Source organism: Cryobacterium sp. AP23 (genome assembly GCF_054075385.1).
Window position 1 is genome coordinate 1,475,483 of sequence record NZ_CM133415.1, and the last position, 16,721, is coordinate 1,492,203.

Consider the following 16,721-nt stretch of genomic DNA (forward strand, 5'->3'; position numbering starts at 1 on the left):
GTCTACTCGGCAGGCATCTCACCGTCGGCCGGAACACCGACGGCCGGGTCCCCGCGCCGCAGCGCCAGACCGAGGCACCAGGCCAGCCCCAGCACACCGAGGATCAGGCCGCCGCCGCCCAGATAGGTCTGACCGGGGCTCAGCGGGATGGTCTGCGTGTCGATGCGGGCACCCAGCGCCACCAGGTAGGCCGTCGCCGCCACGCAGAGCACGCTGCTCAGGACCAAGCCGATCACGATGAGGGTACGGCGCTTCACGCAGAACTCCTTGAGCTGAGGATTTATTAGTTGAGTCAAGCACATCCCGGCACAGGTCACCTAAACTCGACGGATGACCGCACCAGAGACCTCCGCCACACCCGCAGCAGACGCCCCACTCACGATGTTCGGAGCCGAATGGTGCCGCGATTGCCGCCGTTCGAAGAAGCTGCTCGACGGTCTCGGCGTCGCCTACGACTACGTTGACCTCGAGAGCGTGCCGGACGGCGCGGACCGGGCCCTGGCCATCAGCGGCCGCACCCAGATCCCCGTGATCGTCTTCGCCGACAACACCCACCTGGTTGAGCCCAGCGACGCCGACGTGCGCGCCAAGCTCACCGCGCTCGGCTCCATCTAACCTCGTTGGCGGTGAGGGGGGCCCTAACGGGATCTCCCACGGATGCTGCGGGTGGCGTTGACTGGGTGCACCGCCACACGCACGACCGAAAGGACCACCACCATGGATTACCGCCTCCTGGGACGCACCGGAGTTGAAGTCAGCCCCCTGTGCCTCGGCACGATGATGTTCGGCGACTGGGGCAACAAGGACCTCGCGGACTCGATCCGCGTCATCCACCATGCCCTCGATGCCGGCATCAACTTCGTCGACACCGCCGACGTCTATTCCGGCGGCGGGTCCGAGGAGATCGTCGGGCAGGCCCTGAAGGGGCGCCGGGACGAGGTCGTGCTGGCCACCAAGTTCTTTATGCCCATGGGCGAGGGCCCCAACCACGGCGGCGGGTCGCGCCGGTACATCATGCAGGCGGTGGAGAGCTCGCTGCGCCGGCTCGGCACCGACTACCTCGACCTGTACCAGGTGCACCGGCCGAGTGCGCTGATGGATGTTGATGAGACCCTGGGCGCCCTCACCGACCTGGTACGCCAGGGCAAGGTGCGCTACATCGGCTCGTCGTCCTACTCCGGTAGCCAGATCGTCGAAGCCCAGGTCGTTTCGCGTGAGCGCAACCTGGCCCGGTTCGTCACCGAGCAGCCGCCGTACTCGATCCTTGTGCGCGGCATCGAAGCGGATGTGCTGCCCACCGCCCAGCGTTACGGCATGGGCACGCTCAGCTACAGCCCCCTTGCCGGCGGCTGGCTTTCCGGCAAGTGGCGCAAGGACGCCGCGCCGACTCCCACCTCGGCCAACCGCCCCAGCGCCCGCTTCGACATGACGAGCGTGGCCAACCAGCAGAAGCTCGAGGTGGTCGACGCCCTCGCCCAGGTCGCCGACGAGGCCGGCATCACCCTGATCGAACTGGCGCTCGCGTTCGTGATCAACCACCCCGGCATCACCTCGGCGATCATCGGCCCGCGCACGATGGAGCAGCTGGTCTCGCAGCTGCCGGCGGCCGACGTGAAACTGTCCGCCGACATCCTGGACCGCATCGACGAGCTGGTCGCGCCCGGTGTCACGATGAACCCCGACGACAACAGCTACGGCGCCACCGAGCTCACCCCGGCGGCCCGCCGCCGCTGACCGTGGGCGCTTGCCTGTCTGACTCGAGGTCGGCACAGGCAAGCGCCGCCGACGGCTTCCCGCCGACCAGGCGGCGCGTCAGCGGGGCACTCCGAGCGTGGTCGCGAGGTGGATCAAGGCCGCCGCTTCGGGGTCGCTGAGCTGCCGGCCCGAGCTGTGTGCCCCGGGTTCCGGCATCACTCGCACCAGCTTCTCGGCCAACCGGTACAGCCAGGCCCGGTATGCCGAGTCCATCGTCGGCGCGAGCCGGCCGACCAGGGCCAGGGCATGCGCCAGTTCGTGCAGCACCCGAGCCTGGGTGTCGGCCGCTCCGCTGATCCGGCCGAAGTCGCGGGTGAGCACCTGGGACCGCAGGTCGGCCTCGATCTCCTTCACGAGGGGCAAGCCATCCGGCAGCGCGGCCTCGAGCGCCACGGCCTTCTCCGCGGTCAGCATCTCCCGCACGATCACGATCGGCCCGCTGGGGGTCACTCCCACCAGGTACATGCCCACGAGGAACGGTGCGGCGCCCACGACTTGCCATTCCTCGGCAGTGAACGCGTCCTTGACGTTCATCTCTGCTCCTCATTGAGCGCCGGCACCTGCCCGGGTCCCGGCGCCGCGGTGCTGATGTTCCGGCCACGGTCGCGTGCACCGGCGGCCGCCTTCCGCTCTGCCTCCAACGCTACGCCGGTGCTTCCCGCAACCGGAAGCCCCGCGCGGCACTTCCGCACAGGCATCCGTCGCTCGTCCCGGTGGGCTCGCCGACTTACGGCCCATCGGCTGCCCGTTGAACCGCCCGGGGCCCGGGAGTACGGTGTGAGGCACGGCACAAGCCGGCCAGCCCCAGTTCTCCTGACCCTGCGCCGGTCCCTCCCACCAGCAGTCACTCGAGCACCGGTAGTCTTCACCCCGGGGGTACAGATGAACACGACATTCCAGGACTCGACCGAGACCGACGGGCTGGAGATCTTCGACGACGTACACGATGTGCGCTCCGAAGCGGTGGCTTACACGGCCGCGCAGATCGTCATCGCGGTGCTGGGCTACTCGCTGATCCTGGGCATCGCCGTGGTGGTCATCGTCAAGGCCATCGAGCTGCTCTGGCCGGTCCTGCTGTTCGTGGTCTTCCCGTGGTTCATGGACCTGCTCTACGCGCTGGGCTGACCATCCGCCCTACTTGACCAGCGTGGCCCGGTAGCGCTCGTACCGGGACTTGCCCACGAGTCGCCAGAGCAGCCGCACCGGCGCCGGCAGGTGCTCGTGCTGCCAAGTGTCGCCGCCGTCGGGCTGGGCGGTGAGGATGCTGCCGAGCGTGACGAACATCTTGCCCTTGGGCGTGGACTTACGGCCGTGCTCCGCGAGCGCGTCCACCTCCCGCGGGGTGATCACCGTCTCCATCACGGGCACGATGTTCGTCTCCTCGTCGGGCAGGTGCACGGCGAGCGCCGCGTTGATTCCGTCCAGGGCCGCCGTGACGGATGCCGCATCCGCGGTCTGGCCGCTGGCCCGCCAGGCCGGCAGGCTGGCGTCGAGCTCCTCGAGGTGCACGAGCATCTCGGCGTGCTGCGCCTTCATCCGCGCCACATGGGCCGCGCACGACGGCGCGCGCTTCTCCAGCCGGCCCCACAGCATGGTGTCTTCGCCCTCGTGGTGCGCGTGCAGCCCGATCGAAAGCATCGCGAGGTAGTCACCGACGATCTCGGCTTGGTCGGCGTCACGCTCCGCAACTCCCCCGACCAGCGCCGGCCCCTCTCCGAACCCGGCCCGGAACATCCGATGGATCTCGGCCATGCCGCTCGCGTCGCAAGTCTTCACCGCCCCGCCCCGGGACTCGTCGTTGGGGCTGTCGCCGCTGGAAGGTAGCGCTGTGGCAGGCATGGTGCCTCCTTCGTCGAAGATCACACGCTAGGACTGTATCCGCGCGACGAAAGGCCTTCAAGGGGAGCGCCGCCGGGAACATCCGGTTCGCGGGTGGCGCGCTGGGCGCGAAGCGGCCGGACCCGCGCAATGCTCACCCGCCGCGCGCGGCGTTCGCTAACATGCCACTACGACCCGCACGCAAGGAGAAGACCATGGAGCTCACCGGCCGAGACGTGGACGAGTTTCTCGCGACCCTGGAGGGCCCCGACGCCGACTCCATCCGGGCGCTCGACGCCGTCATCGCCCCGATCTTTTCCGGGGTCACCCGCGAGCTGTGGGAGGGCGTGTTCTGGGGCGGCACCGAGCAGCAGATCATCGGCTATGGACACGTCGTGATCGCCCGCCCGAAGAAGCCCACCGTGGAGTGGTTCGTCGTGGGGCTGGCCCGGCAGAAGAACAACCTCAGCGTCTACGTCAACGCGTCCAAGGACGACAAGAACCTCATCCAGCACTACAAGGGGCAACTCGGCAAGGTGAAGATGGGCGCCGCCGCGCTCAATTTCGCCTCGATCGACTCCCTCGAGCTGGATGCGTTCCGCGCCCTGATACAGGAGGCCGCCCGGCTCACCCCCGACGCCACCTGACCCGGGTCCCCCTGGGCCGGCCACATCCGTCGCCACTGCACAACTCCTGCTATTTTTCCCCTGCCACCGACGGATGCCCGGAATTCCGGGGCGCCGACCGGGCCGCCCCAGATATTGCAGGAGTTATGCCCGGGGCGCTGGAGTGGGGGCGGGTGACACTGTCGCCACGGCCGCCGCCGCGACCGGCAGCGGTGCCGCAGCGACACCCGGACCGGGGACCTCGGCGCCGACAGCGACACCGGCCCGGGGCTTGCCGCGCCGCGACCCGCGCCGCCGCTGCGACGCTCCCCCGCGCCCGTAGACCAGCCACATCGTGAAGCCCATGATGATCATCAGCAACACCGTGTACACGAAGGTGATCGACATGGCGTCGAGGTTGTTCTCGCCCTCGGTGCTGGCCCGAATCGCCAGTCCCAACGGCTCGTAGAGCGGGTGGTAGAGGAAGACCGCGGTGTCGTAATCATCCAGCAGGCTGTTGAAGTTCAGCGCCGTGATCGCCGCCGCGGTGGGCAGCACCAGCGGCACCAGCACCGTGCGCAGCGTGAACAGCGGGCCGGCGCCCAGGATGCGCGCGGCATCCTCGAGCGATTCGGGCACCGACGCGAACGCCGCCTTGAGCAGCCGCAGGGTGAACGGGATCTTGATGATCACGTACGCCACCAGCAACAGCAGCGTGGTGCCGGTGAGCACCTGCCCGCCGATCAGGGGGTTGGGCCGGTCGAACGTCATCACCAGCGCCAGCGCGATGAGGATCGTCGGCAGGATCCACGGAATGTGCAGCAGGTACTCCAGCAGCGCCGTCACGGGGTTGCGGTGTTTCTGGAACACCCGCGCCACGAACAGCATCCCGAGCACCACGATCAGCGACGCCAGCGCGCTGTAAACCACGCTCACCACGAACGGCTTCAGCACCGACGGGGTGCCGAACACGGTGGCGTAGTTGCCCAGCGTGAACGCATCCCAGGTGATCGTGCCGGTACTGATCGCGGTGGACTCGAGGAATGAGAACAGCACGATCAGCACAACCGGCAGCGCGTAGACCACGAACAGAACATACGCGGCCACGTGCACGAGCACGTTCGCGAGCGGGTTGCGGATGCGCTGCTTCTGCAGCGGTGTCGCCACCTTGGCCACCGAGAAGTAGGTGCCGCTCTTCTCCACCCGGTTCATCATCGCCAGCAGCACGATCGTGGCCAGGCCCAGGATGATCGCCAGCAGCGCCGCCAGGTCGCGGGAGCCGCTGCTCTTGGAGAAGGTGAGGATCATCGGGGCGATGGTCTGGAAGTCGGTGCCGCCGAGCACCAGCGGTGCCGTCAGCGCGCCGAGCCCGGTGAGGAAGGTGAGCACGGTGACGGCGAAGATCATCGGCCGGAGCGCCGGCAGCACGATCCGCCAGAGGATGCGCCAGGTCGAGGCCCCCATATTGCGGGCGGCTTCGATGGTCTGGTAGTCGATCTTCGCCAGCGACGACCCGAGGAACAGCATGTGGTTCGTGGTGGTGGCCAGGGTCATCACCACAACCACGGCGAAGTAGCCGGAGAACCAGTTCGGGTCGATGTCGGGGAACACGTTGAGCACCGCGTTGGTGATGAACCCGTTCTTGCCGTAGATGAAGTTGTAGCCGGCGGCCAGCACGATGCCGCCGTAGATCAGGGTGGTCGCGTAGCCGAGCCAGAGCACCCGGGAACCGCGGATCTTGAAGTAGTCCGTCACCAGCACGATGAAGATGCCGACCACGTTCACCGTCACCGCGAGGGTGGCGGCGAGCGCAAAGCTGTGCCAGAGGCTCTTCAGCGCCCGTTCGGAGCTGATCAGCTTCTCCAGCGCCCGGAAGCTGATCTTGCCCTCCGGGAAGAACGTGCTGATCAGCAGGGTCGCGTTGGGCAGCACGAGGAAGGTGGCCACGAACCAGACCAGCACCACGAGCACGATGACGACAAGCGGGGAGCGGAGCATCGCCCGCCACGATGAGGTACGCATCCGTCGCCCCTAGTACTGCAGGATCGCGGTCGGGTCGATGTACAGCTGCGCCGCACTGCCCGGCGCCAGCGGCAGCGCGCCGCCCTCGGGCACCAGCGCGCGGATGCGGCTGCCGTGGCTGTCGATCGTGTAGGTGCTGTGCGAGCCCTGGTAGACCCGGTCCGCGATCACGCCGTCCAGCCGAACGGATGCGCCGTGTGCCGGCGGGGCCAGCGCCACCTTCTCCAACCGCAGGTAGGAGCTCTTGTCCGGGGCCAGGGCGCTGCCGCCGGCGTGCCGGATCTGCTGCATGAACTCGCCGGTGAGCCGGTTCATCGCGCCCACGAAGGTGGCGACGAACTCGGTGGCGGAGCGGTTGTAGATCTGCTCCGGCGTGCCCACCTGCTCGACCACACCGTGGTTGAACACGGCGATCCGGTCGCTCATGGTGAGCGCTTCCTCCTGGTCGTGGGTGACGTAGACGGTGGTGATGCCCAGCTCCCGCTGCAGGTTCTTGAGCTGCTCGCGCAGCTGCACCCGCAGCTTGGCGTCGAGGTTAGAGAGCGGTTCATCCAGCAGCAGAATCCGGGGCTTGAGCACCAGCGCCCGGGCGATGGCCACTCGCTGCTGCTGGCCGCCGGAGAGCTCGGACACGTTCTTGGCCAGCTGCTCAGAGGTGAGTTCCACCTGCGCGGCGATCTCGTCGACCAGCCGGTCGGTCTCGGTGCGACCGGTCTTGCGCACCTTGAGGCCGAAGGCGATGTTCTCCCGCACGCTCATGCTGGGGAACAGGGCGTAGTTCTGGAACACCATGCCCACACTGCGCTTCTCGCTGGGCAGCTTGGTGGCGGCCTTGCCGTCGATGTAGATCTCGCCAGCACTGGGTTCGATGAACCCGGCGAGGGTGCGCAGCGCCGTGGTCTTGCCGCAGCCCGACGGGCCGAGCAGGGTGAAGAACTCACCCTGCCCGACCTCGAGGTTCAGCTTCGGAATGGCGATGTGCTCGCCGAAGGTCACTTCGATGTCGTCGAACCTGATCATGATGATGCTTTCTACTGCGGGTAGCGGCGGCGTCGGGTGCCGCCCGGGTCGGATGCGCGGGTGTGCGCTGCGAGTTACGGCAGGTACTCGAGCTCGGTCTTCTCGACCCAGGCGCCGATGTTCTCACGGGTGAGGGCGTAGTCGATGTCCTGCTTGGGCAGCGACTCGATCAGCTCCACAACCTCGGGCAGCGCCTCGGCTCGGGCCTCCTCGTTCACCGGGTACGACGCGAACTCGGCCGCGAACGCGCCCTGGGTCTCGGCGCTGCCGAACCAGTCGATGAACTCCTCGGCGGCATCCTGACGCGGGGTGCCGGCGATCACGGCGATCTGCTCGGTCACGTACGGCACGCCATCCGCCGGGCTGATCACGCCGGTCTTGGTGCCGTACTCGGCGTCACGGCTGGTGATGCCGCTGGAGGGCAGCACGCCGAAGTCCACGTCGCCGCGGTCCATCCGGGCGTACAGGTCGGTGCCTTCCTCGGCCGGTGAGCCGTGCGCGAAGTACTCCTCCACCTGCTCCCAGCCCTTGTCGGAGACGCCGAGGTCGCCGTCTTCGTCGAGGTACGGCGCCAGCAGGCCGGCGAGCACCAGCTGCGGGGTGGCCTGGCCGAGCGCGGTGTTCACTTCGTAGCGACCGTCGTAGGCGGAGTCCTCCCACAGGTCGGCGACCTCGGTGGGGGCGTCGGCGGCGGGGATCTTGTTGGTGTCGTAGACCGTGACGATGGCCTGCTCCACGAGCGGCCAGAAGACGCCGTCCTCCGGGTCGCCGGACTCCTGGTCGACCTCGCCGGCCCAGGCCGGTTCGTAACCGGTGACGGCTTCTTCGGCCTTGAGGGTCTCGAAGAACATGTTGTTCAGCCCGAACACCACGTCGCCGACGGGGTTGTTCTTCTCGGCCACGATGCGGTTGGCCAGGTCGGCGCCGCCCAGGCCCACGATCTCGATGTCGAGGCCGGCCTCCTTGGCTTGCGCAGTGACCCATTCGCCGCGTCCGTCGGAGTTGGAGTTCGTGTAGACGATCAGGGTGCCGCCGGCGTCCCCGCCGCCCTCTGCGCCGGCATCCGCCGAGGCGCACGACGCCAGGACCATGGTGCTGAGGATGATGGTGGCGACGGAGGCTGTCTTGAAGGTGCGCTTATTCACTTGAGTTCGTCCTTTTCCTGGGCCGCGAAAGCGCCGTGGGCGCTCACCGGCCGTGTTTGCTGTGTCGGCAATCGTCACTTCACGTTAGGTCGGCTCGAAACCCGGCCCTTACCGATCGGGCGACTGTTCGCCCCGTGTTTGCCTGCTGTACATCAGCGGATGCCGTGGGGCACTCCGCCGGTTGAACTCACGAGCCGCGACGATGTCGGCGGTGCTCGCTGGGGTCACGTCACCCGGAATGCCGGTGCTGCCTGACGATCGGCCCCCGTGACGCTGTTACATACCGAGCGACTCTGCTCATTTTTGTCTCCCCAAAACGAATGTCCTCCCACGTTATGGGGTGGCCCGGAATCTGTATGTCCCCCTAAATGAGGACTAGCCCCGCCGCGCCTGGCCCGTGACCGGGGATTTATCGCGGGGTAGATTCCCCGTTGAGCACGGGCACTGAGCAGCCCACGCCGAGGAAGGTAGACCCATGAGCGAAGGCGGTACCGGCCCGCACCTGTCGATCGAACTCGGCGCCCTGGTCACGAGCACGGCGCTCGTTCTGGGCTCCGGCCTCGCACTCCTGGCCGATGCATCCAGCCGGGCCGCCTGGTTCGCGTTCATTCTGTCGGCGCTGGCGTTCCTGTGCTGCATTCCCCTGGTGATCGTCGCCATCCGGAACCGGCTGCGGCCGCCGCCCGACGCCTAGTCCTGCTTCCGCGCGGTGCCAAGCTTCCGTAAAGCGGTCAGTTCCGCTCATCCAGGTGGATGGTGATGCGACCGCTCGTGAGGTCGGGCCGGGTGCCGTCGGCGTTGGGCGCCGGCGCGGGAGTCGACTGCTCGGCCTCCCAGATGAGGTTCGCGGTGTGCGCGGTCGGGTGAAAGATCTCGTCGAACGGGGCGATGAGCCCGCCACCCGACCGCTTGCGCGGCTTCGTCCTTCGCTGGCGCGGGATCGAAGAGTCCATCTCCTCAATGTAATCCGGGGCGCCGAATCGCGGGTCGCCGAATCCGCGTCGCCGAATCCCGAGTTGCCCTCCTGCGGACGAGTTGCCCCGGTAGACGGGGGCAACTCGTCCGCATCGGGGCAACTCGCGGATCGGGTCGACTACCGGCGCATCAACGTCGTCGGCGCGCAGCCTCGGCGAAGGCCGGCTCGGGAACCTCGAAGCGGTCGTTCGGGGCCGCGTCGACGCCCGGCAGGGCGATCCGGTCGATGGCGTCGAGCACATCCGGTGCGAGCACCACGTCGAGGCCGGCGAGCTGGGAGCGCAGCTGCGTCATGGTGCGCGGCCCGATGATGGCTGCAGTGACGGCGCGGTGGGCGGTGGCGAAGCCCAGCGCGAGCTGGATCATGGTGAGCCCGGCCTGCTCGGCAACGGCGGCGAGCTGCTGCACGATCGCCAGCTTGCGCTGGTTCGCCGGGTCGGCCATGTCGAAGAGCATCGGCAGCGACTTGGCCCGGGCGGTCGGCGCTCCGTCGCCGGTGATCGCGCCGGTGAGCCAGCCGCTGGCCAGCGGACTCCAGGTGAGCACGCCCATGCCGTACCGCTCCGTGACCGGCAACACGTCCCGCTCGATGCCGCGCATCAGGATGGAATAGGCGGGCTGCTCGGTCATGTACCGGGACAGGCCGCGCTCCTTGGCCGTCCACTGCGCCTCCACGATCCGGTGGGCGGGGAAGGTGGAACTGCCGAAGGAGAGGATCTTGCCCGCGCGCTGCAGGTCGGTGAGCGCGCCCAGGGTCTCCTCGTCGCTGGTGTCCCAGTCGGGGCGGTGCACCTGGAACAGGTCGATCCGGTCCGTGCCGAGCCGGCGCAGGCTGTTGTCGACCGAGGTGGTGAGCCAGCGCCGGGAGCTGCCGCGCTCGTTGGTCCCGTCGCCCATGGGGTTGTTGGCCTTGGTCGCCACGACCACACTGTCGCGCCGGCCGGCGAGGGCCTTGCCGACTATGGTCTCGGACTCCCCCGCGCTGTAGCTGTCGGCCGTGTCGATGAGGTTGATCCCGGCGTCGAGCGCTGCATGGATGATCGCGATGGACTCGTCGTGGTCGGTGTTCCCGAGGGCGCCGAAGTTCATGGCGCCCAGGACGAGCGGGCTGACCCGAACGCCGGTTCTACCCAAAACGCGATACTGCATGGTTCCTCCAGTCGAAAAGTTGCTCCGTAAACAGTACGCGGCTCCCCCTGTGAGCTCTTCCGCTGTCGTGCTCGAGCCGCCATGCTGGGAGCACACCGACCCGAGGGAGAACCGATTGCTGAGGGTCTCGTGAACACCGACTGGCGATTCCCCATCATGATCGCGGTGTCGCTGGCGGAGTTCGCCGTGGTGCTGCGCCTCGTCCTCGGCCGTGAGGCCTTCCAGCAGCGCTGGCGGTCGGTCGCCGTGGTCTGCGTCGTGGTGGTGGTGCTGGGGATGCTGTTCGGGCGGTACGGCGCACTGATGGGTCTCCCCTGGTGGATCTACTACCCGGTGCCGGCGCTGGTCACGATCGCGCTGCCGCCTGCGGTGTTCCGGATGCGCGCCGGGCGCACCGTGCTCTACCTCGCGCTGGCGCTGGTCTCCGCTCCGCTGATCCACGCGGTGTTCGCGTTCTTCCTCGGCTGGAACGAGTACATGCCGTTCCTGGCCATCCCGAGCCTGGCCGAGCTGCTCCGGTAGCCGCCACATCCGGCCCGGCCCGCCGCCAGGGGTACTCTGACGGGGCCTCCCACCCGCGCCGAGCGAGCCGTAACGTCGATGATACGGCCCGCCCCTTCGGCCGAATGAGGAGAATACGCATGAACATCGAACCCCAGAACCCCACCTCCAAGAACCCGGCCGCGCAGTTCGCCGGCGACGTGTGGCTCGACCTGATCGCCGCACCGCACACCGACGACCAGCGGATGACCGTCGCCACGGTGCGCTTTGCCCCCGGCGCCCGCACCGCTTGGCACTCGCACGCCCGCGGCCAGTACATCCGCGTCACCCAGGGCGTCGCCCGGTTCGGCAGCCGCGACGGCAGCATCATCGAGGTGCACCCCGGCCAGACGCTCTACACCCCGCCCGGTGAGGAGCACTTCCACGCCGCATCCGGAGGCAGCTTCATGGAGCACATCGCGATGCTCGAAGCCGGCGACGATCCGGCGACCACGACCACCTGGCTCGAGCACATCACCGACGAGGACTTCGCCGGCCACTAGGCACCACCCCCGGCGGGGCTACCATCCTCGGCATGAGCGAACCCACGAACCACCCCAGCCCGGTGAAGCAGCTACGGCTCGTCGTTGAGACCGAGGACTTCGATGCCGCCCTCGCCTTCTACCGCGATGTGCTCGGGTTGACCGAGCAGGCCGCCTTCGAGGGTGAGGATGACGCCCGGGTGGTGATCCTGAACGCCGGGATCGCCACCCTGGAGCTCTCCAATCCGGCCCAGGTGCGCCTGATCGACCGGGTCGAGACCGACGGCGGCCGCAGCGCCCGCCTGCGCGTCGCGTTCGAGGTGGACGACACCGCGGCGACCACCGGGCGGCTCGTGGATGCCGGCGCGGTGCTCACCGCAACACCCCGCCAGACCCCGTGGCGGTCGATCAACGCGCGCCTCGAAGCCCCGGCCGGCCTCCAGCTCACCCTCTTCCAGGAGCTTTCGAGCGAGGACTGAGTTACGGACTTTCGGCCTTCGTTGCGCACGGGAAGGCCGAAAGTCCGTAACTCACTCTCAGGACGCGGCCAGGCGGGCCCGCTCGGCGAGCACGTCGAAGTCGGCGGGCGGCCAGGTGAGCACCATGCCGTCCAGCGCCTCGTGCAGCAGCTGCCGCACGGCGAGTCGGGCGTACCACTTGCGGTCGGCGGGCACCACGTGCCAGGGCGCGGCGGCCGTGGAGGTGCGCTCGAGGGCGGTCTGGTACGCGGCCTGGTAGCCGGGCCAGAGCATCCGCTCGTCGATGTCGCCCGGGTTGTACTTCCAGTATTTGTCCGGGCGCTCGAGGCGCTCCAGCAGCCGCTCCTTCTGCTCCGCCGCGCTGATGTGCAGCATCACCTTGATCACGAAGGTGTCGTCGTCGACGAGCTCCTGCTCGAATGCGTTGATGAGGTCGTAGCGTTTCTCGATCTCCTCCGGCGGGGCGAGTTGCTTGACCCGGCCGATGAGCACGTCCTCATAGTGCGACCGGTCGAAGACGCCGATCATGCCCGGCCCGGGCACGTGGCGGCGGATGCGCCAGAGGAAGTCGTGCTGCAGCTCGGCCTTCGTCGGCGCCTTGAACGCCACGTGGCTCACGCCCTGCGGGTCAACGGCGCCGACGACGTGGCGCACGATGCCGCCCTTGCCCGAGGTGTCCATGCCCTGCAGGATGAGCAGCACCTTGCGGTTGTCGCCCTCGCGGCTGTTGGCGAAGAGCATCTCCTGCTGGTGCGAGAGCGACTCTTCGACGGCGGCCGCGCCGGCCTCCGCATCCGCCTTGTTGCCGGCGAACCCGGGCGTGGAGCCGGGATCCACCGCGCCAAGGACGAACCCGCGGGTGACCTTGAGTTGGTTGCTGGATTCGTCCGTCCAGGTGGGTGCGGGCTTCTGGGCGGTCTTGCTCTTCGCGGCCACTGTTGTTCCCTTCGTCGGATCATGCCATTCTGCTCCGCCAGCCAGCGGCCGTCGAGCGTGCGCTGCGAACGCCAGGCGGCAACGCGCGAGGTTCGCGGGCAACACGCCGTGTCGCGGGTGGCGCGCAAACCGCGAATCGGCGCCTGGCCCGCGCGACGCTCTGTGCGCATCCGTTGTGGCGTGAGTCGTGGCCGCATTCAGCGGTCACGGGCGGATTACGCAGCGCCTCGTGCCGTAGCCCTCCGGTCCGCTAGGTTGGCAGCAACCGAGGGGGGAAACCATGGGGAACTGGCGCGCGCAGGTGAAGGTGGCCGCGGTCATGGTGGCGGTCTGCACGCTCACAGGGTGTGTCCCGGGCACCGGCTACTCCGACCTGGAACGCGAGGCAACCGCGGACGACGCCCCGCCAGCCGACCTGCCGGAGTACGCCTTCGACACCATGGACGCGGCATCCGTGCGCTTCATCGACGAAGTGGACGGCCGGCGCGTGTACCTGGCCGAGGGCACCGAGCCCCAGACCCCCGTGTGCGTGCTCATCTACCGGGATGTGACCGAATGGATGAGTACGTGTGGCTCCGACATGACGACCTCGCAAATCGGGGACTTCGAGCTCATGGTTGTCAATGACGACATGCCCAACCGCGACGGGTGGACGCGGGTGAGCCCGAACGTAATCGTCAGGGACTAGCGTCCCGGCTAGCGCACCCCGCCCATCAGCCGCAGGATCGGCCGGGTGAACAGCGCCAGGATGCCGCCGAGCACGATGGCGATGCCGCCGAGCACGCCGAAGTACAACTGCTCCGGGGCGGTCGCGTACCACTCAGCCAGCTGACCCGAGATGGCGGTACCGAGCGCGACCGAGAGGAAGAACAACGCGACCATCTGGGTCTTGAACAGCTCGGGCGCGAGTTTGGTCGAGACCGACAGCCCCACCGGCGACAGCAGCAGCTCGGCGACCGTGAAGACCAGCAGGATGCCGACCATCGCCAGCAGCGGAGTCGAGTTGGCCGCTCCGCCGACGAACGGCAGGAAGAGCAGGAACGCCAGGCCCATGATGGCGGTTCCGAACGCGAACTTCACCGGGGTTGACGGTTGTTTCGCGCCCCACTTGGTCCAGATCGCGGCGAACACACCCGACAGCACGATGATGAAGACCGGGTTGATCGACTGCACCCACGACACCGGCATCTCCCAGCCGAAGAGGGAGCGGTCCAGCCGGGTATCGGAGTAGATCGTCACCACGGTGAACTGCTGCTGGTACAGCGACCAGAACGCCACGCTGGCAATGAACAGAGGGATGAACGCGTAGACGCGCTTGCGTTCCACCGTGGAGATGTGCCGGTTGCTGAGGATCACGATGAAGTACGACACGGATGCCACGATCGTCACGCCGATCACGATGGTCACCAGGTTGGTCGCCGTGATGACCCCGGTGAGAACCAGCACCACGATGAGCACGATGAACGCGGCAGCCATCAGCCCGTAGGGCAGGTACCGGTTGCGCGGCAGCGGGTCCGGAACCTGGCGGGCGACCTCGGGCAGACGCTTGCGGCCGAAGGAGTACTGGATCAGGCCGATCGCCATGCCCACGGCGGCCAGGCCGAAGCCGTAGTGGAAGCCGACGGTCGACTGGAGCAGTCCCGTGAGGATCGGGCCGAAGAACGCGCCCAGGTTGATGCCGAGGTAGAACAGCGAGAAGCCGGCATCACGCCGGGGGTCTTCCTTGCGGTACAGCGTGCCGACCACGGAGGTCGCGTTGGCCTTGAGGCCACCGCTGCCGAGCGCGATCAGGATCAGGCCGACCACGACGCCGGCGACGCCGGGGATCAGGGCCAGGGCGATGTGCCCGATCATGATGATGAACGCGCTGACGAACAGCACCCGTTCGGAGCCGGCCAGCCGGTCGGCGAGCCAGGCCCCGAGGATGGTGGAGAGGTACACCGCTCCGCCGTACGCACCGACGACACCGGCCGCCGTGGCCTGCGGGATGCCGAGGCCGCCCTCTTCCGCCGAGTAGTACAAGTACAGCAGCAGGATGCCCTGCATCCCGTAGAACGAGAAGCGCTCCCACATCTCCACACCGAAAATGCTGGCCAGCGCGCGAGGCTGACCGAAGAACCGGTGGTCGTCCTGTGGGGTCCTTGAGTCAGGCTCCGTAGTGGTCGTCATTGTTTCGACGATACCCCTGGGTCCCTCAGAATTCAGCATCCCGCCGGGACCTTCGTCCTCCGTCGGGGCCGGTCGCGGGCCGGTCGTGCGGCCCGCGTAACGCTGTTTGACGCGCCACGCCGCGGGCGGCCTCTCCGCCACGGCAGAATGAAACCATGACCCGATCGGCGACCCTCAACCGGCCCCTGGCCCTGCTCGTCGCCGGCACCTTCTTCATGGAGGTCCTCGACGGCACGATCATCCAGACCGCCGCGCCGGCGATGGCCCGCGACCTGGGCGTGAACGCGGTCGACATCAACATCGCCATGACCGCGTACCTGCTCACCCTCGCCGTCGGGGTTCCGGTGAGCGGATGGCTGGCCGACCGGTTCGGCACCCGGCGCATCTTCGCGCTGGCGATCGTGATCTTCACCGTGGCCTCCGCCCTCTGCGCGCTGAGCACCTCGCTGCCGATGCTCGTCGCCATGCGGGTGCTGCAAGGCGTGGGCGGCGCGATGATGGTGCCCGTCGGCCGGTTGGCCGTGTTGCGCGCGGTGGAGAAGCGCGACCTGCTCGATGCGATGGCCTACCTCACCTGGCCCGCCCTGCTGGCGCCGGTGATCGCGCCCGTGCTCGGCGGCGTCATCGCCGACACGGTGGGTTGGCAGTGGATCTTCCTGGTCAACATCCCGATCGGTGTCGTCGCTTTCGTGCTGGCCCTGCGGGTCGTGCCCCTGATCGACCCGGTGCACCGGAACCGGCTGGACTGGGCCGGCTTCGCCCTCGTGGGTGTGACCCTCGCCGCGCTGGTGTTGGGCATGGAACAGATCGGCGTGAGCCCGACCAACTGGTGGCTGGCCGGCGGGCTGCTGGTGCTGTCGGCCGTGGTGGGCGTGCTCGCGGTGCTGCGCCTCCGCCGCACGAAGCATCCGCTGCTCGACCTGTCGGCGCTGGCGATCCCCACCTTCCGGGTGGGCAACGTCGGCGGCGGGGTGTACCGGTTGCTGATCGGCGCCGCCCCGTTCCTGTTCGTGCTGCTCTTCCAGACCGGGTTCGGCTGGAGTGCCTCCCAGGCCGGACTGCTCGTGATGGCGGTGTTCCTCGGCAACGTCGCGATCAAGCCGGCGACGAGCCCGCTGATCCGCCGGTTCGGTTTCCGCACCGTGATCGTGGGCAGCAACCTCTGCGGCGCGGTGGTGTTCGTGCTGTGCGCTTTCATCGTGCCGACCACACCCCTCGCCGTGATCGCGGTGCTCCTCTTCGCCAGCGGGGTGTTCCGGTCGATCGGGTTCAGCGGTTACAACTCGGTGCAGTTCGCCGACGTGCCCGCGCCGCTCACCTCGGGCGCCAACACCCTCGCGTCAACGCTGCAGCAGGTGGCCGTGGGCCTCGGCATCGCCGTGGCCGCCCTTATCGTGCGGGCCACCACCGCCGGCGCCGCGGTGATCGACCCGGCCGCGGGCGAGCTCGGTTACCGCTGGGCGTTCGGGGTGCTCGCGGTGCTGCTGCTCATTCCGGCGGTCGAGGCGTGGCGGATGTCGGCCCATGCCGGCGCCGAGGTCGCCGCCCGGCGCTCCCCCGCCGCATCCCGCTAGGCCCAGATAGGTCCCGCCCACGCCGGTTTGCGCGTTCCGGGGGCTACGCATC

At 68.3% G+C, this 16,721-nt stretch carries 20 protein-coding genes; 10 read left to right on the top strand and 10 right to left on the bottom strand.

Going from position 1 to position 16,721, the window contains the following annotated elements; translation table 11 throughout:
- Positions 1–2 precede the first annotated feature (2 nt).
- Positions 3–257, bottom strand: a complete 255-nt coding sequence (locus ACU5E9_RS06970) for a hypothetical protein (protein WP_456812891.1) — start codon at positions 255–257, stop codon at positions 3–5.
- Between the two features lie 73 nt (positions 258–330).
- On the opposite strand from ACU5E9_RS06970, the gene ACU5E9_RS06975 reads away from it, so the two are divergent.
- Together ACU5E9_RS06975 and ACU5E9_RS06980 are read left to right on the top strand one after the other, a co-directional pair.
- Positions 331–615 (top strand): glutaredoxin family protein, encoded by a 285-nt coding sequence (locus ACU5E9_RS06975; protein ID WP_456812892.1) that lies wholly within the window; start codon positions 331–333, stop codon positions 613–615.
- 102 nt (positions 616–717) lie between these two features.
- On the top strand, positions 718–1,734 hold the full coding sequence (locus ACU5E9_RS06980) for an aldo/keto reductase (RefSeq protein WP_456812893.1): 1,017 nt from the start codon (positions 718–720) through the stop codon (positions 1,732–1,734).
- A 78-nt stretch (positions 1,735–1,812) separates the two neighbouring features.
- Here ACU5E9_RS06980 and ACU5E9_RS06985 read toward each other — a convergent pair whose 3' ends face one another.
- A complete protein-coding gene (locus ACU5E9_RS06985; protein ID WP_456812894.1) occupies positions 1,813–2,289 on the bottom strand; it encodes a hypothetical protein in 477 nt (158 codons plus the stop codon).
- Between the two features lie 348 nt (positions 2,290–2,637).
- On the opposite strand from ACU5E9_RS06985, the gene ACU5E9_RS06990 reads away from it, so the two are divergent.
- Entirely contained in the window at positions 2,638–2,880 is a 243-nt protein-coding gene (locus tag ACU5E9_RS06990; protein WP_456812895.1) for a hypothetical protein, read from the top strand.
- Between the two features lie 9 nt (positions 2,881–2,889).
- Here ACU5E9_RS06990 and ACU5E9_RS06995 read toward each other — a convergent pair whose 3' ends face one another.
- A complete protein-coding gene (locus ACU5E9_RS06995) occupies positions 2,890–3,594 on the bottom strand; it encodes a hemerythrin domain-containing protein (protein ID WP_456812896.1) in 705 nt (234 codons plus the stop codon).
- A 194-nt stretch (positions 3,595–3,788) separates the two neighbouring features.
- Between ACU5E9_RS06995 and ACU5E9_RS07000 the strand changes: the two genes are divergently transcribed.
- Positions 3,789–4,220, top strand: a complete 432-nt coding sequence (locus tag ACU5E9_RS07000) for a hypothetical protein (RefSeq protein WP_456812897.1) — start codon at positions 3,789–3,791, stop codon at positions 4,218–4,220.
- Positions 4,221–4,343: 123 nt separating this feature from the next.
- Here the strand turns inward: ACU5E9_RS07000 and ACU5E9_RS07005 are convergent, their stop codons facing one another.
- From ACU5E9_RS07005 to ACU5E9_RS07015, 3 genes are all read right to left on the bottom strand, one after another.
- The gene (locus ACU5E9_RS07005) at positions 4,344–6,200 is read right to left on the bottom strand and encodes an ABC transporter permease (RefSeq protein ID WP_456812898.1); all 1,857 of its coding nucleotides are present in this window, start codon (positions 6,198–6,200) and stop codon (positions 4,344–4,346) included.
- Positions 6,201–6,209: 9 nt separating this feature from the next.
- The gene (locus ACU5E9_RS07010) at positions 6,210–7,220 is read right to left on the bottom strand and encodes an ABC transporter ATP-binding protein (protein ID WP_456812899.1); all 1,011 of its coding nucleotides are present in this window, start codon (positions 7,218–7,220) and stop codon (positions 6,210–6,212) included.
- Between the two features lie 74 nt (positions 7,221–7,294).
- Positions 7,295–8,365: an extracellular solute-binding protein gene (locus tag ACU5E9_RS07015; RefSeq protein WP_456812900.1), complete on the bottom strand. Its 1,071-nt coding sequence runs from the start codon at positions 8,363–8,365 to the stop codon at positions 7,295–7,297.
- Between the two features lie 475 nt (positions 8,366–8,840).
- Between ACU5E9_RS07015 and ACU5E9_RS07020 the strand changes: the two genes are divergently transcribed.
- Positions 8,841–9,059, top strand: a complete 219-nt coding sequence (locus ACU5E9_RS07020; RefSeq protein ID WP_456812901.1) for a hypothetical protein — start codon at positions 8,841–8,843, stop codon at positions 9,057–9,059.
- Positions 9,060–9,096: 37 nt separating this feature from the next.
- Here ACU5E9_RS07020 and ACU5E9_RS07025 read toward each other — a convergent pair whose 3' ends face one another.
- Positions 9,097–9,318, bottom strand: coding sequence for a hypothetical protein (locus ACU5E9_RS07025; protein ID WP_456812902.1), 222 nt, complete (start codon positions 9,316–9,318; stop codon positions 9,097–9,099).
- A gap of 151 nt (positions 9,319–9,469) precedes the next feature.
- Positions 9,470–10,474: an aldo/keto reductase gene (locus ACU5E9_RS07030; RefSeq protein WP_456812903.1), complete on the bottom strand. Its 1,005-nt coding sequence runs from the start codon at positions 10,472–10,474 to the stop codon at positions 9,470–9,472.
- Positions 10,475–10,618: 144 nt separating this feature from the next.
- Between ACU5E9_RS07030 and ACU5E9_RS07035 the strand changes: the two genes are divergently transcribed.
- From ACU5E9_RS07035 to ACU5E9_RS07045, 3 genes are all read left to right on the top strand, one after another.
- The gene (locus tag ACU5E9_RS07035; protein ID WP_456812904.1) at positions 10,619–11,011 is read left to right on the top strand and encodes a hypothetical protein; all 393 of its coding nucleotides are present in this window, start codon (positions 10,619–10,621) and stop codon (positions 11,009–11,011) included.
- A gap of 119 nt (positions 11,012–11,130) precedes the next feature.
- Positions 11,131–11,532: a cupin domain-containing protein gene (locus tag ACU5E9_RS07040; RefSeq protein WP_456812905.1), complete on the top strand. Its 402-nt coding sequence runs from the start codon at positions 11,131–11,133 to the stop codon at positions 11,530–11,532.
- 32 nt (positions 11,533–11,564) lie between these two features.
- Complete coding sequence (locus tag ACU5E9_RS07045; protein ID WP_456812906.1) at positions 11,565–11,990, top strand: VOC family protein; 426 nt, start codon at positions 11,565–11,567, stop codon at positions 11,988–11,990.
- 57 nt (positions 11,991–12,047) lie between these two features.
- Here the strand turns inward: ACU5E9_RS07045 and ACU5E9_RS07050 are convergent, their stop codons facing one another.
- The gene (locus ACU5E9_RS07050) at positions 12,048–12,926 is read right to left on the bottom strand and encodes a PPK2 family polyphosphate kinase (RefSeq protein ID WP_456812907.1); all 879 of its coding nucleotides are present in this window, start codon (positions 12,924–12,926) and stop codon (positions 12,048–12,050) included.
- A 280-nt stretch (positions 12,927–13,206) separates the two neighbouring features.
- Here ACU5E9_RS07050 and ACU5E9_RS07055 point away from each other — a divergent pair, with 280 nt between their 5' ends.
- Entirely contained in the window at positions 13,207–13,614 is a 408-nt protein-coding gene (locus ACU5E9_RS07055) for a hypothetical protein (protein ID WP_456812908.1), read from the top strand.
- A gap of 8 nt (positions 13,615–13,622) precedes the next feature.
- Here ACU5E9_RS07055 and ACU5E9_RS07060 read toward each other — a convergent pair whose 3' ends face one another.
- Complete coding sequence (locus tag ACU5E9_RS07060) at positions 13,623–15,095, bottom strand: peptide MFS transporter (RefSeq protein ID WP_456812909.1); 1,473 nt, start codon at positions 15,093–15,095, stop codon at positions 13,623–13,625.
- Between the two features lie 155 nt (positions 15,096–15,250).
- Here ACU5E9_RS07060 and ACU5E9_RS07065 point away from each other — a divergent pair, with 155 nt between their 5' ends.
- Positions 15,251–16,669: an MFS transporter gene (locus ACU5E9_RS07065; RefSeq protein ID WP_456812910.1), complete on the top strand. Its 1,419-nt coding sequence runs from the start codon at positions 15,251–15,253 to the stop codon at positions 16,667–16,669.
- Positions 16,670–16,721: the final 52 nt, after the last annotated feature.

What these genes read in the sequence shown, in the direction of transcription:
- ACU5E9_RS06975 (WP_456812892.1), top strand. Translation starts at nt 331, where the DNA reads ATGACCGCACCAGAGACCTCCGCCACACCCGCAGCAGACGCCCCACTC.
- ACU5E9_RS06980 (WP_456812893.1), top strand. Translation starts at nt 718, where the DNA reads ATGGATTACCGCCTCCTGGGACGCACCGGAGTTGAAGTCAGCCCCCTG.
- ACU5E9_RS06985 (WP_456812894.1), bottom strand. Translation starts at nt 2,289, where the DNA reads ATGAACGTCAAGGACGCGTTCACTGCCGAGGAATGGCAAGTCGTGGGC.
- ACU5E9_RS06990 (WP_456812895.1), top strand. Translation starts at nt 2,638, where the DNA reads ATGAACACGACATTCCAGGACTCGACCGAGACCGACGGGCTGGAGATC.
- ACU5E9_RS06995 (WP_456812896.1), bottom strand. Translation starts at nt 3,594, where the DNA reads ATGCCTGCCACAGCGCTACCTTCCAGCGGCGACAGCCCCAACGACGAG.
- ACU5E9_RS07000 (WP_456812897.1), top strand. Translation starts at nt 3,789, where the DNA reads ATGGAGCTCACCGGCCGAGACGTGGACGAGTTTCTCGCGACCCTGGAG.
- ACU5E9_RS07005 (WP_456812898.1), bottom strand. Translation starts at nt 6,200, where the DNA reads ATGCGTACCTCATCGTGGCGGGCGATGCTCCGCTCCCCGCTTGTCGTC.
- ACU5E9_RS07010 (WP_456812899.1), bottom strand. Translation starts at nt 7,220, where the DNA reads ATGATCAGGTTCGACGACATCGAAGTGACCTTCGGCGAGCACATCGCC.
- ACU5E9_RS07020 (WP_456812901.1), top strand. Translation starts at nt 8,841, where the DNA reads ATGAGCGAAGGCGGTACCGGCCCGCACCTGTCGATCGAACTCGGCGCC.
- ACU5E9_RS07025 (WP_456812902.1), bottom strand. Translation starts at nt 9,318, where the DNA reads ATGGACTCTTCGATCCCGCGCCAGCGAAGGACGAAGCCGCGCAAGCGG.
- ACU5E9_RS07040 (WP_456812905.1), top strand. Translation starts at nt 11,131, where the DNA reads ATGAACATCGAACCCCAGAACCCCACCTCCAAGAACCCGGCCGCGCAG.
- ACU5E9_RS07045 (WP_456812906.1), top strand. Translation starts at nt 11,565, where the DNA reads ATGAGCGAACCCACGAACCACCCCAGCCCGGTGAAGCAGCTACGGCTC.
- ACU5E9_RS07055 (WP_456812908.1), top strand. Translation starts at nt 13,207, where the DNA reads ATGGGGAACTGGCGCGCGCAGGTGAAGGTGGCCGCGGTCATGGTGGCG.
- ACU5E9_RS07060 (WP_456812909.1), bottom strand. Translation starts at nt 15,095, where the DNA reads ATGACGACCACTACGGAGCCTGACTCAAGGACCCCACAGGACGACCAC.
- ACU5E9_RS07065 (WP_456812910.1), top strand. Translation starts at nt 15,251, where the DNA reads ATGACCCGATCGGCGACCCTCAACCGGCCCCTGGCCCTGCTCGTCGCC.